This is a genomic window from Pseudomonas sp. TAE6080 (assembly GCF_018732265.1).
Taxonomy (GTDB): domain Bacteria; phylum Pseudomonadota; class Gammaproteobacteria; order Pseudomonadales; family Pseudomonadaceae; genus Aquipseudomonas; species Aquipseudomonas brenneri.
Genome location: NZ_JAHIDY010000051.1, coordinates 22,586 through 37,788 on the forward strand (window position 1 = coordinate 22,586; position 15,203 = coordinate 37,788).

At 53.2% G+C, this 15,203-nt stretch carries 15 protein-coding genes and 3 pseudogenes; 8 read left to right on the plus strand and 10 right to left on the minus strand.

Annotated elements, in window-relative coordinates; translation table 11 throughout:
• Positions 1 to 172 precede the first annotated feature (172 nt).
• The 4 genes from KL786_RS26135 to KL786_RS26150 all read left to right on the plus strand — a co-directional run bounded on the left by KL786_RS26135 (position 173) and on the right by KL786_RS26150 (position 3,962).
• Positions 173 to 2,101, plus strand: coding sequence for a copper resistance system multicopper oxidase (locus KL786_RS26135; RefSeq protein ID WP_032856635.1), 1,929 nt, complete (start codon positions 173 to 175; stop codon positions 2,099 to 2,101).
• Positions 2,102 to 2,113: 12 nt separating this feature from the next.
• A complete protein-coding gene (locus tag KL786_RS26140) occupies positions 2,114 to 2,359 on the plus strand; it encodes a hypothetical protein (RefSeq protein ID WP_099170805.1) in 246 nt (81 codons plus the stop codon).
• A complete protein-coding gene (locus tag KL786_RS26145; protein ID WP_032856634.1) occupies positions 2,331 to 3,332 on the plus strand; it encodes a copper resistance protein B in 1,002 nt (333 codons plus the stop codon). Before KL786_RS26140 ends, KL786_RS26145 begins: the two co-directional genes overlap by 29 nt.
• Before the next feature lie 162 nt (positions 3,333 to 3,494).
• Entirely contained in the window at positions 3,495 to 3,962 is a 468-nt protein-coding gene (locus tag KL786_RS26150) for a DUF411 domain-containing protein (protein ID WP_032856633.1), read from the plus strand.
• 319 nt (positions 3,963 to 4,281) lie between these two features.
• Here KL786_RS26150 and KL786_RS26155 read toward each other — a convergent pair whose 3' ends face one another.
• The 3 genes from KL786_RS26155 to KL786_RS26165 are packed head-to-tail and all read right to left on the minus strand — an operon-like array spanning position 4,282 to position 5,760.
• Entirely contained in the window at positions 4,282 to 4,464 is a 183-nt protein-coding gene (locus tag KL786_RS26155) for a DUF1289 domain-containing protein (protein WP_017341650.1), read from the minus strand.
• Positions 4,465 to 4,507: 43 nt separating this feature from the next.
• Complete coding sequence (dmeF, locus tag KL786_RS26160) at positions 4,508 to 5,473, minus strand: CDF family Co(II)/Ni(II) efflux transporter DmeF (RefSeq protein WP_032856632.1); 966 nt, start codon at positions 5,471 to 5,473, stop codon at positions 4,508 to 4,510.
• An 11-nt stretch (positions 5,474 to 5,484) separates the two neighbouring features.
• On the minus strand, positions 5,485 to 5,760 hold the full coding sequence (locus KL786_RS26165; RefSeq protein WP_025992775.1) for a metal/formaldehyde-sensitive transcriptional repressor: 276 nt from the start codon (positions 5,758 to 5,760) through the stop codon (positions 5,485 to 5,487).
• A 359-nt stretch (positions 5,761 to 6,119) separates the two neighbouring features.
• Between KL786_RS26165 and KL786_RS26170 the strand changes: the two genes are divergently transcribed.
• Complete coding sequence (locus tag KL786_RS26170; RefSeq protein WP_032856631.1) at positions 6,120 to 7,430, plus strand: MFS transporter; 1,311 nt, start codon at positions 6,120 to 6,122, stop codon at positions 7,428 to 7,430.
• Between the two features lie 41 nt (positions 7,431 to 7,471).
• Here KL786_RS26170 and KL786_RS26175 read toward each other — a convergent pair whose 3' ends face one another.
• The 4 genes and pseudogenes from KL786_RS26175 to KL786_RS26190 all read right to left on the minus strand — a co-directional run bounded on the left by KL786_RS26175 (position 7,472) and on the right by KL786_RS26190 (position 10,104).
• Positions 7,472 to 8,215 (minus strand): TraX family protein, encoded by a 744-nt coding sequence (locus tag KL786_RS26175; protein ID WP_050593284.1) that lies wholly within the window; start codon positions 8,213 to 8,215, stop codon positions 7,472 to 7,474.
• Positions 8,212 to 8,649, minus strand: coding sequence for a YqaA family protein (locus tag KL786_RS26180; RefSeq protein ID WP_032856630.1), 438 nt, complete (start codon positions 8,647 to 8,649; stop codon positions 8,212 to 8,214). Before KL786_RS26180 ends, KL786_RS26175 begins: the two co-directional genes overlap by 4 nt.
• A 12-nt stretch (positions 8,650 to 8,661) precedes the next feature.
• Positions 8,662 to 9,797, minus strand: a pseudogene (locus KL786_RS26185) (nickel/cobalt efflux protein RcnA).
• Between the two features lie 7 nt (positions 9,798 to 9,804).
• Positions 9,805 to 10,104, minus strand: a complete 300-nt coding sequence (locus tag KL786_RS26190) for a metal-sensing transcriptional repressor (protein ID WP_032856629.1) — start codon at positions 10,102 to 10,104, stop codon at positions 9,805 to 9,807.
• A 127-nt stretch (positions 10,105 to 10,231) separates the two neighbouring features.
• Here KL786_RS26190 and KL786_RS26195 point away from each other — a divergent pair, with 127 nt between their 5' ends.
• Genes KL786_RS26195 through KL786_RS26205 form a run of 3 tightly spaced genes read left to right on the plus strand, consistent with a single transcriptional unit; the run spans position 10,232 to position 12,015 of the window.
• Positions 10,232 to 10,570, plus strand: a complete 339-nt coding sequence (locus tag KL786_RS26195) for a hypothetical protein (RefSeq protein WP_229752137.1) — start codon at positions 10,232 to 10,234, stop codon at positions 10,568 to 10,570.
• A gap of 47 nt (positions 10,571 to 10,617) precedes the next feature.
• Positions 10,618 to 11,355 (plus strand): HupE/UreJ family protein, encoded by a 738-nt coding sequence (locus KL786_RS26200; protein WP_032856628.1) that lies wholly within the window; start codon positions 10,618 to 10,620, stop codon positions 11,353 to 11,355.
• Between the two features lie 12 nt (positions 11,356 to 11,367).
• Positions 11,368 to 12,015, plus strand: coding sequence for a hypothetical protein (locus KL786_RS26205; protein ID WP_032856627.1), 648 nt, complete (start codon positions 11,368 to 11,370; stop codon positions 12,013 to 12,015).
• 265 nt (positions 12,016 to 12,280) lie between these two features.
• Here KL786_RS26205 and KL786_RS29745 read toward each other — a convergent pair.
• The 3 genes and pseudogenes from KL786_RS29745 to KL786_RS26215 form a co-directional block, all read right to left on the minus strand.
• A pseudogene (locus tag KL786_RS29745) lies at positions 12,281 to 12,698 on the minus strand (KUP/HAK/KT family potassium transporter); the annotation flags it as partial.
• A gap of 152 nt (positions 12,699 to 12,850) precedes the next feature.
• Positions 12,851 to 14,177, minus strand: a pseudogene (locus KL786_RS26210) (OprD family porin).
• Between the two features lie 218 nt (positions 14,178 to 14,395).
• Entirely contained in the window at positions 14,396 to 14,728 is a 333-nt protein-coding gene (locus tag KL786_RS26215; protein ID WP_019334883.1) for a DUF2790 domain-containing protein, read from the minus strand.
• Between the last annotated feature and the right edge of the window lie 475 nt (positions 14,729 to 15,203).

Below are 15,203 nucleotides of genomic sequence, written 5' to 3' on the forward strand. Positions count from 1 at the left end.
GAGCTACGCTCACAAGCTGACAGAAATGTAATCACTGTGGTGGTTTAAATGTGGCAACTTCTGAGCTCGCTTACCGTTTGAGTTCGTCTTTTGTAACGGTGAGTGAGTCTCATCCAGACAATTCATTTGTTGTTTCGCGCGGCTTCCCTTTTGACTGATTGGACATAACGGCATGCACTCCAAAACCTCTAGGCGGACATTCGTGAAAGGCTTGGCCGCTGGTGGCATTCTCGGCGGCCTTGGCCTTTGGCGCACTCCTGTATGGGCGGTGACAAGTCCTGGTATGCCGAGCGTACTCTCCGGTAACGAATTTGATCTGTTTATTGGTGAAAGCCCTGTAAACATCACAGGCTCGCCTCGCACAGCTATGACCATCAACGGATCATTGCCCGGACCTTTGCTGCGTTGGCGTGAGGGGGAGACCGTCACTCTGCGTGTAAAAAACCGTCTAGACCAAGACACATCAATCCATTGGCACGGGATCATCCTACCCGCCAACATGGACGGTGTGCCTGGCTTGAGCTTCCATGGCATCGCACCCGATGGCATGTACGAATACAAATTCAAGCTTCATCAGAACGGAACCTACTGGTATCACAGCCACTCGGGTTTGCAGGAGCAGGCAGGCGTTTACGGTCCAATCGTCATCGATTCGAAAGAACCTGAACCGTTTCAATACGATCGCGACTACGTGGTGATGTTGACTGACTGGACCGACGAAGATCCCAGTCGCGTTATGGCGAAGCTCAAGAAACAATCGGGCTATTACAACCATCACAAGCGCACCGTCGGAGACTTCATAGACGATGTCAGCAGCAAAGGTTGGTCTTCGACGGTAGCAGATCGAAAGATGTGGGCTGAGATGAACATGAGTCCTACTGACCTCGGCGATGTCAGCGCGGATACCTATACCTATCTCATGAATGGCCAGGCACCCAACGGTAACTGGACTGGTATTTTCAAACCGGGTGAGAAACTCCGTCTGCGCTTTATCAACGGCTCCGCCATGAGCTATTTCGACGTCCGCATTCCTGGGTTGAAGATGACCGTGGTTGCCGCAGACGGTCAACATGTCAAGCCGGTGAGCGTCGACGAGTTTCGTATTGCGGTAGCTGAAACATATGACGTTATTGTGGAGACTGCTACTGATGAGGCTTACACCATCTTCGCTCAGTCTATGGATCGCACAGGTTACGCCAGCGGAACACTTGCAGTGCGTGACGGCCTAAAGGCACCGATACCTGCGATTGACCCACGTCCTATAGTAACTATGGATGACATGGGGATGGGCGGTATGGCTGGTATGGACCATGGCAGCTCGGGTGGAATGGGCGGCGGCGACATGGCCGGCATGGATCACAGCAAGATGGCAGGGATGAACCAAGGTGACATGACCGGGATGACCGGCATGGACAGCGGTGACATGACTAACATGGCTGGCATGGACCACAGCAAGATGGCTGGCATGGACAAAGGCGACATGTCCAACATGGCTGGCATGGACCACAGCAAGATGGCAGGAATGGGCAGTGGCGATATGTCAGGGATGGCTGGCATGGGCGGTATGGGTGGAGAAATGCAGACTCACCCAGCCTCTGAAACCAACAATCCCTTGGTTGACATGCAAGCCATGAGTCCAACGCCAAAGCTGAACGATCCTGGCATAGGCTTGCGGAACAATGGTCGTCGAGTGCTCACTTACTCCGACTTGAAAAGCACTTTCCAAGATCCTGACGGCCGCGAGCCAAATCGTACCATCGAGCTTCACCTGACCGGTCACATGGAGAAGTTTTCGTGGTCGTTCAACGGCATCAAATTCTCTGACGCCGAACCGCTGCGCCTGAAGTATGGCGAGCGTCTGCGCATCACCTTGGTGAACGACACCATGATGACCCACCCCATCCACCTTCACGGCATGTGGAGTGACCTCGAGGATGAGAACGGCAAGTTCATGGTGCGCAAGCACACGATTGATATGCCACCAGGTACCAAACGCAGCTATCGAGTCACCGCTGATGCCTTAGGCCGCTGGGCATATCACTGCCATCTGCTTTTCCATATGGAAATGGGCATGTTCCGTGAAGTACGGGTTGATGAGTAAAGGAGACGATCTGTGAGCACATACCTAAATCGTAATTCCCTCGTGGGTTGCCTCTTTGCCGCTGTCCTGCTGAGTGGACTCTCGTCCACGGTGCTGGCAGAGGAAAATGGCAGCGATCATTCAACCACTGTTCCTGCTACAGCAACGGACAAGCCAGCAGCGGCAAACGATTCGAAGCTAGATCACGGGTCAATGGACCATAGCAAGATGAGCCATGAGTCGATGGATCATGACCAAAAAACCAAAAAGGCAGATTGAGATCATGACCAGTAAGTTTTTACGCCCAACGCTGATGGCACTTGCAGTCTCCACCGGTCCAGCATTCTTTTTTATGGCTCAAGCCGCTGAAGAGATGGATCCGTCGATGGCGATGCCATCAAGTGCGGACGCAAAGCCTTCAACTGCACAAAAATCCAAACCAGCCAAAGCGAAAGATGCCGCGATGGATCACAGCAAGATGAGCATGGATAACGGGCAAATGGACGGTATGCAAAGCATGGATGGAGGGGCGACTACCACAAGCCGAACCCCGATCCCCGTACTTACCGACGCTGACCGGGCCGCCGCTTTTCCAGACGTACCAGGCCATGGTGTGCACGATAAAAAAATTAACTCGTTCATCCTCCTGGATAAATTTGAGTACCAAGACGCTGACAACGGCAGTGCGCTGGCTTGGGATGCAAAAGGGTGGATCGGCGGTGACGTCGACCGCCTCTGGTTGCGTTCGGAAGGTGAACGTACAAATGGCGTAACCGAAAACGCTGAACTTCAGGCTCTGTGGGGACACGCCATCGGTCCATGGTGGGATGTCGTCACCGGTATTCGACAAGATTTCAAACCCGGGTCACCTCAAACCTGGGGAGCGCTCGGTATTCAGGGCATGGCCCTCTATAACTTTGAAGCTGAAGCGACTGCTTATATTGGTGAGAACGGTCAAACCGCTGCTCGATTTGAAGGCGATTACGACATCCTGTTGACCAATCGCCTGATCTTGCAGCCGACCGCCGAAGTAAACTTGTACGGGAAAAATGATCCTCAGCGCGGCATAGGATCTGGATTGGCCAACACCGAACTAGGCCTGCGGTTGCGCTACGAAATTACTCGTCAATTCGCACCCTACATTGGTGTTAGCTGGAATCGCTCATACGGTAAAACGGCTGACCTGGCCAGCGATGAAGGGGAAAAAACAAACGAGGCCCGATTTGTAGCTGGTATTCGGATGTGGTTCTGAGCGATTTGAGCACTAGCCCTACGGATTCAAATGATCGGGGAGTTGGCTCCCCGACTCTAAAGTAGATCCTTCAATGTAACCTTTGCAGCGGCATAAACGCTTGAGTGGGGTTCTATTGCTTCATGGAACATCTCGCCGTCTCCGAGGGAAAAGGAAATATTCATGACAGGTAGCTTCCGACTTTCAAGTCGATTTCTGCGTATCGCAACATTCGCCGCGCTGTTCATTGGCTCAACGGCTCAAGCGGCGCAGGCCCTCACCATCGATGTGCATCGTGATGCAAACTGCGGATGTTGCAAAAAATGGATTCAGCATCTTGAGGCCAATGGCTTCACCGTCATCGATCATGAAGAAACCAACATGAGTGCTCTCAAACTAGATCTGGGTGTCGCTCCACGACTCTCGTCTTGTCACACCGCGATGATCAACGGGAAGTTTGTTGAAGGCCACGTGCCAGCTGAGCAAATAATTGCGATGAGTAAACGCGACGACCTTCTCGGGATCGCTGCTCCTGGCATGCCACCTGGTTCTCCAGGAATGGAAGTCGACGGAGTGCATGAGGCCTACCAGATAATCGGCCTGACCAAAGCTGGCACAGATCAGGTCATTGCTGAGTACCCTCAAAACTAATCCCACCCCATCCCTCCCGTCACAGCATGGTCAGCGTTCATGACCATGCAGCGGGACATGCTCCTTCGATTTCATTCTCAAGCCATGGCTAAAGACGATCAACAGCCGTCGTAAAGGCATGCTTGTGCCTAATCAGATAACCCCGAACCGCAGTCCTCAATAAGAATTTGAGATGACCCCATCCTCCGCATGCTGACAAGCACTGCGCAGTTGATCGCGATAGTGTTAAGTTCGGAGATGGCGTTGCACCCTCAGCGTACCTTCCCGAATCAGGACATCTGTCTCGGCTGAAACAGTAGAAAACGTAAATGACGGTGGCTTAAGAGTTCTTTTTTTGAAGGCTCTTCAGACGCAGGGTCGCGCGTTGTACAGCGGCCATTTTTTCTGGACGCTTCATTCGTTTCCATTTTCTGATGTCTTCCTTGGTGCGACCGCAGCTAACGCACAGTTCGCTGTTCAGCTGGCAAACAGAAATACAGGGATTTTCGATGTCCTTTGCCATTGTTCAATTCCTCGTCGAACTTATGCGTGCTGCGGTTTCATTGCTAAGCCAGAACGGCGATCTGATCGGGTGCGTCAGCGCCCAACTTCGTGCGGTACTCAACTGTCAGATGAGTGATCTCATGAACCGTCGCAAGCCGTTCTCGTATGTTTTCTGCATTGACTGCTGGGCTGCCCAGAACACTCACAATCGCGGCGCGGGCTTGCGGCCCAACCTGCCAGACATGAAGATCAATGATCGAAGCATCTCCCGGTCGCTCAACCAGTTCACGAATCTCTTCAGCGACATGATCATCTGTCTGGTCGAGCAATACACCCGAAGTCACCCGCATCAACGACCAAGCCCAGCGTGCAATCACAACGGCACCCACAATCCCCATTGCAGGGTCGAGCCATACCCAACCAAGGTATCGACCAGCAAGAAGGGCTGCGATGGCCAGAACTGATGTCAGTGCATCTGCAATGACGTGAACGTAAGCAGAGCGCAAATTATTGTCGTGGCCATGCGCATGGTGAGATTCATCGTGATCGTGGTCATGCCCATGGTGATGATCATGACCGCCAGACAGCAAAAGCGCGCTCACCACATTCACTGCTAGTCCGACAATCGCGATTAGAGTCGCTGTCCCGAATTGCACTTGAGTCGGTTGAAAGAGACGAAACAGCGACTCTCCAGCAATTCCCAAGGAAACCAGTCCCAAAATCAGAGCAGAAGCGAAGCCACCCAAGTCTCCCACCTTGCCAGTTCCAAAACTGTAGCGAGCACTTGAGGCATGTCTTTTAGCGTAAGCGTAAGCAGCTGCGGCTATGCCGAGTGCTCCTGCATGCGTTGCCATGTGAAAACCATCGGCAAGCAACGCCATTGAGCCAGTGAGATAACCTGCGGTGATTTCAGCAACCATCATTACGACGGTCAGGGCCACCACCCACAAGGTTCGCTTGGCGTTTTCTTCATGTGATTTCCCAAGGAACATATGGTCGTGGGAATACTCGGCGTACGAATTACTCATCTGGGCAAATCCTATTTGGAATAGCGGCGAATGGCTTCGAGCAGCTCGTCGACACCTTTCGCTCTTTCGTCATTGCTGAGTGTCGGATTCGCGACGTGTTCACGAGCGTGGTCTTCGATAATTTCATCCATCAGCCCATTGATAGCGCCACGGGCAGAAGCGACCAAAAGCAGGGTTTTCGAGCAGTCATCATCAGAGTCGAGTGCTCGCTCAATCGCCTGGACTTGCCCAGCGATTCGCTTTACGCGCTTAAGAAGATTGTCTTTGCTTGATCTCATGTGACTCATACCATACCCCCCCTACCTATTAGAACAATATAATCACACGTTCCAATTGGCCATACAACCCAGGGAGGGAATCCATCCGACCAGCAGCGTTGCAGCATCTGAATGCTGCATTCGAAACATTCAGCACGTCGCCTCGCCGCGCAGTACCAATACAAGCCGTATGGGCGGCCCGGCACTTCAATAATTCGATAGATGGCGTAGCGCCTATCTCTTGAGCTGCCTAGGTCTATGGTTTAGGATCGAACCACATCCCCCCTGGGAGGATGCAGCAATCAACAGAGACGAAACCAGCTGATTGCGTCTCTTCGTGGAAAGTTCGGTAACCACATGGTTACGCACTTCGCTATTTGAGATATTTCATGCTGAAAATCCTAGCCAACCGTACCTACCGCCACCTCTTCTTGGCTCAAGTGATTGCGCTCATTGGGACGGGTCTTGCCACTGTTGCATTAGGCCTATTAGCGTTCGACCTTGCAGGTGCCAATGCGGGCGCTGTGCTCGGTACGGCGTTGGCGATCAAAATGACGGCCTACATTGGCGTTGCGCCAATCGCAGCCGCTTTTGCAGAGCGTTTACCCCGCCGGGCAATGCTGGTCTCTCTGGATCTGGTGCGAGCACTGGTCGCACTGGCTCTTCCGTTTGTGACGGAAGTCTGGCAAATCTACGTGCTGATTTTCGTCCTTCAGTCCGCTTCGGCAGCGTTCACTCCGACGTTCCAGGCGACCATTCCAGACATACTGGTGGATGAAGACGACTACACCCGTGCCTTGTCGCTATCACGTCTGGCCTATGATCTTGAAAGTGTCGCGAGCCCGATGCTTGCCGCTGCACTGTTGACGGTGATCAGCTTCCATAGCCTGTTCGCCGGCACGGTCATTGGGTTCCTTGCCTCAGCGGCCCTAGTCGCCACAGTGCTGCTGCCTAAGGCGAAGCAGATACCACGACGCAGCATCTACGAACGAACCACCCGTGGCATGCGCATATTTCTGGCCACACCTCGCTTGCGAGGGCTGTTGGCTCTCAATCTTACGGTTGCGGCCGCCAGTGCTATGGTCATCGTCAATACGGTGGTGCTGGTGCAGTCGCGCTTCGCTCTGCCGCAGAGTTCTACGGCATTGGCGCTGGCCGCGTTTGGTGGCGGTTCCATGGTGGCGGCCCTGGTCTTGCCTCGACTGTTGAAAAATATCAAAGACCGAACGGCCATGTTGTTTGGTGGAGGAGTATTGGTCGCAGGCTTAGCAGTTGGCATCAACCTAACCACCTATAACTTCCTGCTACCGCTGTGGGTGGTGCTTGGGGTGGGCTACTCCTTGGCTCAAACCCCGAGCGGTCGACTGTTGCGTCGCTCGGCACATGCCGAAGATCGCCCAGCGTTGTTTGCCGCCCAATTTGCGCTATCCCATGCTTGCTGGTTGATTACCTACCCATTGGCGGGATGGTTGGGTGCGAACATCAGCCTCACTGCGTCGTTTGTTGGGCTCGCTGTCGTGGCAGGTAGTGCGCTGGTGGTCAGCATCGTGATCTGGCGTCCAGCTCATGACCAAGACTCTATCAAGCACACCCATGAGAATCTGCCGGGCGATCACACGCACGTCGACGGCCAGGAAGGTGCGGATCACGAACATCCATACGTGATCGATGATCAACATCGCCGATGGCCCAACAAATGATTGTAAGTTCCTAAGATTTGCTAAGGCTAGCTGTCGGACATTCAGACTAGGAGCCGTAGGGCTTGCAGAGCGGCAAGGTGCCCCGGATAGAACCAGTAGCCCCATTGCCCGACCGGCCAGATCTTGAAGGAGAAGGTCTGACGCAGAAGCCAAAGTCCGATCAAGGGGGCCGCGAATGCGGTGCTCAAAGCCAGCATTGAATAGATTTCCAAGTCCAACGCCCTGGTTACGATGCTACTGCGGGTATTGCTCAACAGGCATAGAGCCGCTGGCAGCAGCCAAAGAACACCTGGGTTCTTTATTGCTACTAAGACAGCCGCTGGAACAAGTGCACCGTAGAAGCCGTACATCAGAGGATCATCCAGCACGTAGGCAACTGCAGCGGCCATCAACGCCATAGCGCCGCTCAACAAAGTGCGATGTTGCCACCCCCAGGCAATCACCAGCCCTAACGCCAGGGTAACCAACACGTTGAATGATCCCGAGGTGCTGATGTAGCGATAAGGCACTTCTGAAATGGCGGCGAACAACAGCATCAAGGCGAGGTAGCGTCCGTTCGCAGCAGTCAGCCACTCACCCGGTTTGGAGCGCGCCACGTTGGCCGCAATGGCGAGACAGAACAGCGGAAAAGACAGCCGCCCCAGAATGAACAGATTACTCATCTCCGGCCACACCAAGCGTAAGTGATCGATAACCATGGTCAGCATCGCCAGCCACTTGATCAGATCCAGACTACTGCTTCGGCTCTTGAGTAAGGAATTCTGGGCTGTATGAGCAGTCGTCATACCCACCCCAGTGTGACGGCGGTCAGCACGAGATAACGCACGCCCTTGGCCAGGGTGACAATCAGCAGAAAACTCCAAAGTGGCTCGCGCATGACTCCGGCGACGACTGTCAGCGGATCGCCAATGATCGGCACCCAGCTCAGCAGCAACGACCAGCGCCCGTAGCGCAGGTAGGAGTTCCGGGCCTTTTCAAGCTTGCTCTCGCTCACCGGGAACCAGCGCTTGTGGCGCAATCGCTCAATAGAGCGACCTAGAATCCAGTTCAGCGCCGATCCGAGCACGTTGCCGAAGGTGGCGACCGCCAAAAGCGTAGAAACGACGTACTGGTCGGAAAGCAGCATCCCGACCAGCACAGCTTCAGATTGCATTGGCAGTAACGTGGCGGCACCGAATGCCGCCAGGAACAGACCAACGTAGCTGGTGAGTTCAAACACTCGGACGTCGCCTCATGCGTTCAGGCCGATCCAGCCATGAAAGCCGACGTACAGACCAACACCGATGATCAACACGCTGGACAGGTAAGGTGCACGACGCGCAACGGCGCCCATCCAAGGCCAGCGATTCGAGGCCTGCTTGGCGCCAATAGCGGCTGCTGCACCGACGGTAACCAGTGTGAGCGCCAGACCAATGCTGAAGCACAGGACGAGCACGCCACCCAAGGCGACTTCTTTGATCTGAAGGCAGAGCAGTAGAACGGTGATGGCCGCAGGGCAAGGAATGAGCCCCCCCGTCAAGCCGAACATAATGATCTGTCCCGTGGTGACCTCACGGTTGGTAAAGCGCTTGCGGATATCGTTGGCATGGGCGCGCTCATGCGCATCCTGATAGCCATCAATCGACAACTCCAGGCCTTCCAGTTCGGAATGCGCGTGCCCGTGATCATGCTCTTGGTATTCTAGGTCATAATCATGGGAATGACCCGCATGGCCCAGACTCAAGCGGGCACTGAACTCATGAGGCTCCGGGATATCGACTGCCGACTCCAGGAAGCCTTCGCGCTCGACGAAAGAGAACGATTGAGTGCTGCCGTCCGGACGGGTAGTCATCAGGCGAACATCTGAGGCTGCCCAGGCGTGTCCGGTCAATGTCTTCAGGCGCCAGTGCGGTGGCATGCCTTCTTCGAAGATTGACAGCTCAACACGGCCATGGCTGGTATCGATTCGGTGGGTCTCATCATGATGACCATGGTCATGCTCGTCGTGGTGGTGATCATCACCTTGCTCGAACTTGAACATCTGCTCACCACGCCAGGTACGCCACAACATCCAGAGCGCAATCACAATGATCAGCGCGGAGGACGCGAGCTGGAAGTAAGGTTCTGTGGTTTGAGCATCCAGACCTTTGCCCAGGTACATTCCGCCGATTGCAACCAACCACACCACTGCGGTGTGCGAAAGCGTCGCGGCCAAGCCCAACAAAACGGCCTGTTTGACCGAGCCACGGATAGCCACGATGAAGGCCGCCATCATGGTTTTTGAATGGCCCGGCTCCAGGCCATGTAAGGCACCGAGCAGAATAGCGCTCGGAAAATACAGCCAGGCGTGTGAACCACCTGCTGCAAGAGTTCAGCGAAGTTGGGCATGTCAGACCTAAAGGTACTTGGTGATTTGCTTGAAGGCTTCCAGTGGTGCGCGCTCGCCATTGTTCAACGCCGAGACGGTGTCCTCCAGGCAGTGATCAATGTGATCCTGGATGAGCGTGCGCTTCGCTTGGCACACCGCTTTTTCAACAGCATGCAGCTGCTGGGCGATGTCCACGCACTGACGACCCTCTTCGATCATGGTGATGATGCCGCGTAAATGGCCGTCCGCCCGCTTGAGCCGCTTGATGATTGCTTCATGACTTTGGTGGGTATGCGCATGGCTGTGTTCGTGTTCTTGCTCACTCATGACTTGAGCCTCAGGCCTCAATGAATTAGGCTGGCATCCTATCCCCCCTAGGGGGATGCGGTCAAACGCATCAAAGCCCCACAAAACGAGTTGAAAGCCGAACACTATGTTCAGTAGAACACTGACAATGACGGTGGTAATCGCACTTGCTCTGGCCATGTTTGTGGCTTGGGCCGGGCATACCTATACGTTGTCGGTGACATCGAAACAGCCAGCCTGGGAGATTGCGCAAGATGCCCATCACTCCAATGAGCAGCAGGCAGAGATGTCGAGCGCGAGCTACTCGGATCACTACCACTCGCCGTTGACCCCTGACCATCAGCACGAAACGCCACAGCTCACGTCCGCGTTGAGTTTGGCTGCACAGCCGAAGCTGTCCATACGAGTTGATGCACGCCGATATTCCGTTCCTCGTCCGCCGATTTTCTTGATCGAGCGTCCACCCCGTCCTTCGTTCGCATCCTGACCATGGCCGCACCGCGGCCTTTGATCCCTGCAACGTAGGATTGATCTATGCATTCGCACTCGATGAGCGGCGTTGTCGCATTCACTGCGCCATCGCACCGCCCGCTACTGCTGTTTTTTTTACTTGTCACTGCACTTTTCCTCGGGATGCCCGAGGCGATGGCTCACGCCGTCGCGGAAGGAGACAAGGGCTTCATCCAGGAAAGTTCCGGCGTCTTGTTGCTGCCCTTCATCTACATGGGAGCCAAACACATGATGACAGGCTACGACCACCTGCTGTTTCTGTTCGGGGTGATCTTCTTCCTCTACCGCCTGAAAGACGTGGGGCTCTACGTCACGCTGTTCGCTGTAGGCCACTCGGTCACGCTGCTGCTTGGCGTACTGACCGAGATCAGCATCAGCTCCTACATCATCGACGCCATCATCGGTTTCTCGGTGGTGTACAAGGCGCTCGATAACCTGGGTGCATTCCAGCGCTGGTTCGGTTTCCAACCCAACACCAAGGTGGCCACGTTGATCTTCGGACTACTCCACGGTTTTGGGCTGGCAACGAAGATTCAGGAGTACGAGATCTCGTCTGATGGCCTGATTCCGAACCTGATCGCCTTCAACGTAGGTGTTGAGATCGGCCAATTGCTGGCCCTTAGCGCGATTCTCATTTTGATGGGGTATTGGCGGCGCACCGGCGGTTTCTGGCGCCACGCCTACGCCGCCAACGTCGCCATGATGAGTGCCGGTTTCCTGCTGATGGGTTACCAGATCACCGGCCTGTTTGTCTCTGCGTAAGGAATTCTGACCATGTTCAATACTCCGCTTCCAACTGTTAATGAATTGCCCAGCACTCGCAAACTGGTGCGTTCGACTGTCATTGCACTGTTGACTGCGGTCGTCCTGCTGGTGACCGTTGTCATGCCTTCGGAATATGCCGTTGATCCAACGGGTGTGGGCCGAGCACTGGGGCTGACCCAAATGGGCGAACTGAAGATCATCCTGGCCCAGGAGGCTTTGGCGGATGCAGCACCACCTCAACCAGCAACTTTAGCTCCAGCTCCAGCTTCGCAGGTTGCACAGGCTGAACCTGTTGCGACACCTGTTACTCCGCCAGTGGCGACACCTCCCCCAGCTCTGAAGACAAATCAAATGAGCGTCACGCTCAAGCCAGGTGAAGGGACAGAAATCAAACTGAAAGTGCTGAAGGGCAAGACGGTCAGCTATGAATGGACAGCGGCTGGTGGGCCTGTGAATTACGACACCCATGGCGAGCCTTACAACGGTGAAAAGGGTTACTTCCACAGCTATACCAAGGGCAAGCAAGTCAAAAGTGACAAAGGTGAATTCACCGCCATTTTTGACGGCACCCATGGTTGGTTTTGGCGTAACCGCAGCAATAGCGACGTGACCATCTCACTGAGAACGGCCGGCGATTACTTGAGCGTCAAACAGTAATCCGAAGCAGCGATGGCTGTTCTATTGCCGAAAATGCAGCGATCAACCTAGATAAAGACCATTTATCTCATCCATTTTTTGAAGAGTCATTCCATGAAAACCCCAGCAACGCTGATTCGTTCGATGCTCCTGATTTGCTTTATTGGCCTGATGACCGCATGCGGTGGCGGTGAGAAAGGAACAACATCCAAGACCGCTGAGCACGGACACTCACACGAGTAACACCCTGAATAAAACATGGCCGCATTTGCGGCCTTGTTTGCTTCTATATCTCAACCTGCGCACCCAGTTCGACCACTCGGTCAGCGGCAAATGGAAGTATTTGAGGTTGCTGTTGACGTGCTTCAGTAAAAAAGTGAACAAGCTTTCTCGCCGACGAGCCATTCCGATACGCTTGATCGGGATATCCGTCTCGCGGCTAAGGAAGTAGGTGGATTGCTTCGTGCAGAAATCCAGCTCATTCAAGTGTAAGAAACTCAAGGCTACGGCTAGGTCAGGCTCCCCGATAAGACCAAAGTGCGGGTTAACCCGGAAAAATTATTCGTCATAAGCCTAGACCTCAAACCGCCGATCATCTGGTACGCGCAGCTGTCTTCAGACGCCACAGTTAGCAACACCACCTGCTCGTGCAGAACCTGTTTATGCAATAGATTGTGCGAGAGCGCATGAGGGGCTGTATCAGCATTGTAATAACTGCCGGGTCATACCAACATTTATGTCAATCCACAAAAAAAGGCGCCACTAGGGCGCCTAAGCCGTCTCTAAACCAAAGGAGAAACAAAGAGACGGGGGTGTATTTGGCAATTGGACACCTGATGCCGATGGCTAGCGTCCGTTAAAGCAGTTGCAATGGGTATTCGACAATCAGTCTGACTTCGTCCAAATCAGATTCGAAATCGGTAGCTCGTGTCGTTGCTTGGCGAACACGCAAAGACATGTCCTTCAGAGAGCCTGACTGGATGACGTATTTGGCCTCTATGTCTCGCTCCCAACGCTTTTGGTCCTGCAATGGGGCACCATCCGCGCCGCGACGCATGTACACGCTGTTCGCGTTGGAATAGTCCGCATCCCAGCCCTTAGCGTAGCGGGTCATGAAGCTGAGACCGGGGATGCCGAAAGCCTGCATATCTAGATCGTAGCGCAGCTGCAAGGATTGCTCTTTCGGTGAGTTGAAATCGCTGTATTGGATAGAGTTATCCAAGAAAATTGAGTCGGACTGGCGAAGGTAGTCAAAGTCGTCGTTACCATTATTGCGCTGGTAACCAACGGTCACGGCGTGCGCTCCGAATTTGACCCCGGTCTTGCCGCTCCAGATGTTGTTATCGAAGCTTCCCAGAAGTTTTTTACCCTCATCAACCGCTCGGTAGTAATTAAAGCCGCCGATTAGCGATACGCTTTCTGAGAGTGGATAGCTCAATGTGGTGCCCGCGTAGTATTGGTTCCACACATCCTTGAATTGGCTGGTGTAAAGACTCACACCTACGTGCTCATTGACCGTGTAATCGCCCCCTAGATAAGCGATCCATGGAGCATCTACTGCACCGGCGTAAAAAGTTGAAAAGCCGTCACGCATGCTACTGGAATTGGGTTGGCTCATCGCATGCAGCCGGCCCCCCCTGAAGGGTCAGGCCTTTGATGCTGGTATTAGTGAACGTTGCACCACGGAAACTCTCCGGGAGAAGTCGGGAATCCCCATAGGCAACGACAGGCGTCGATGGAAATACGTCGCCTACCTTGACGACTGTATCCAGGAAACGCACTTTTGCGGCCCCGCCTACTTTTGAGTAGGAGTCTTCAGGTTGGCCTTTGCTATTGTGCGGCAAGACATCGACTGAGCTTCGGGCTCCCGAGCGACCATCACCTGAATCGAGCTTGAGGCCTTCCATTGCAAACGCATCAATGCCGAAGCCTACGGTACCTTGAGTAAAGCCTGATTCGAATCGGCCAATAATGCCATGAGCCCATTCGGCTGAGTAACCATTGCCCGTGGGGCTTGACTGGCCCTTTCGATAATCACGATTGAGATAGAGATTCCGATTGAGAATACTAAAGGTGCTCCCCTCAATGAACCCTTCAGGCTTTTGCTCCACAGCTACTGCAACTTGCCCCATGCTCATGCCAAGGGCAATTAGAGAAAGACCATAAATGCTTTTATTGTTCATTTAACACTCCAGGCTTTAGCTTGGCAGAGTTTCTTTATGAAATATTTTTTATAATTATAAAAAGCCACCAGCACGTGAGGATTTCTCCTACGTGCCGGCAGACATAATTTCATACAATAGATAACTCCAGCGTGACCTGAAAATTACTTCTATGTCAGCGAACAGTAAGCAGGCTCAAAACATACCGAACAAACTGGCGCAGCTAGGGCCAACGCTAACTAGCTTCCGTGAGGGCAGTTAGTACCCATAACCTTGTATTCCAGGGTGTTGAGCTTGCCCGCCGAATCTTCATAGGTCATGCGCGAAGGAGCTACGCCACAGGTTTTATTGGCTTGAGTGGTACTGATTACCTTCTGGACATCGAGGTTCATTCCATATTCATAATGAACAACTTCAGGTGTCGTCTTTCCATTTTCTAAGGCGTACTGTTCCATCGCCTTCTGGTTCTCTTGCATCATTCGACCATAAACACGGTCACCACCGCCTTCAGCCATGGCCAAAGAAGACAAGGTCAAGATGGAAACGGCAAAAAAAGCTTTTAGTGATTTCATGATTTTCTCCTAGTGTTCACTTACTTCTGACTAGAGGATAACCAGTGATGCCTTTCAGAAAGCTGCCGCGAATATTACATATGCGTAAGGTGTCCCTCAGCACTGGTGAGCTCGACTATTAGAATTTTAACTTATTGGCGGAGTAGGCTGAATATGTTAGATAAGCATTAAAGATCAACTCGAGTTTCTCACGAAATACCCAAGTATTTTTTATTAAAGATACATCTCATCTATATTATGGACAGCTGCTTGGACTGCTCCATATGGATGAGTGGTTTGAGCGCAGTAAGATGAGACGAGGAACGTGTTACAAAAGCCTTATAGGCTGAGAATATTAGGGGCTACGTTGAGTACCGAAAATACCATCGCTAGGATAGCCTTTAACAGCCATAAGAAATCGTCCCGGTATTTTATCGCGGCTAGGGATGGTCTGAAGTAGCCATGTATTTCCCCGGCATACCACCTAGCGCAACTT

What these genes read in the sequence shown, in the direction of transcription:
- KL786_RS26135 (WP_032856635.1), top strand. Translation starts at nt 173, where the DNA reads ATGCACTCCAAAACCTCTAGGCGGACATTCGTGAAAGGCTTGGCCGCT.
- KL786_RS26145 (WP_032856634.1), top strand. Translation starts at nt 2,331, where the DNA reads ATGACCAAAAAACCAAAAAGGCAGATTGAGATCATGACCAGTAAGTTT.
- KL786_RS26150 (WP_032856633.1), top strand. Translation starts at nt 3,495, where the DNA reads ATGACAGGTAGCTTCCGACTTTCAAGTCGATTTCTGCGTATCGCAACA.
- KL786_RS26155 (WP_017341650.1), bottom strand. Translation starts at nt 4,464, where the DNA reads ATGGCAAAGGACATCGAAAATCCCTGTATTTCTGTTTGCCAGCTGAAC.
- dmeF (WP_032856632.1), bottom strand. Translation starts at nt 5,473, where the DNA reads ATGAGTAATTCGTACGCCGAGTATTCCCACGACCATATGTTCCTTGGG.
- KL786_RS26165 (WP_025992775.1), bottom strand. Translation starts at nt 5,760, where the DNA reads ATGAGTCACATGAGATCAAGCAAAGACAATCTTCTTAAGCGCGTAAAG.
- KL786_RS26170 (WP_032856631.1), top strand. Translation starts at nt 6,120, where the DNA reads ATGCTGAAAATCCTAGCCAACCGTACCTACCGCCACCTCTTCTTGGCT.
- KL786_RS26175 (WP_050593284.1), bottom strand. Translation starts at nt 8,215, where the DNA reads ATGACGACTGCTCATACAGCCCAGAATTCCTTACTCAAGAGCCGAAGC.
- KL786_RS26190 (WP_032856629.1), bottom strand. Translation starts at nt 10,104, where the DNA reads ATGAGTGAGCAAGAACACGAACACAGCCATGCGCATACCCACCAAAGT.
- KL786_RS26195 (WP_229752137.1), top strand. Translation starts at nt 10,232, where the DNA reads ATGACGGTGGTAATCGCACTTGCTCTGGCCATGTTTGTGGCTTGGGCC.
- KL786_RS26200 (WP_032856628.1), top strand. Translation starts at nt 10,618, where the DNA reads ATGCATTCGCACTCGATGAGCGGCGTTGTCGCATTCACTGCGCCATCG.
- KL786_RS26205 (WP_032856627.1), top strand. Translation starts at nt 11,368, where the DNA reads ATGTTCAATACTCCGCTTCCAACTGTTAATGAATTGCCCAGCACTCGC.
- KL786_RS26215 (WP_019334883.1), bottom strand. Translation starts at nt 14,728, where the DNA reads ATGAAATCACTAAAAGCTTTTTTTGCCGTTTCCATCTTGACCTTGTCT.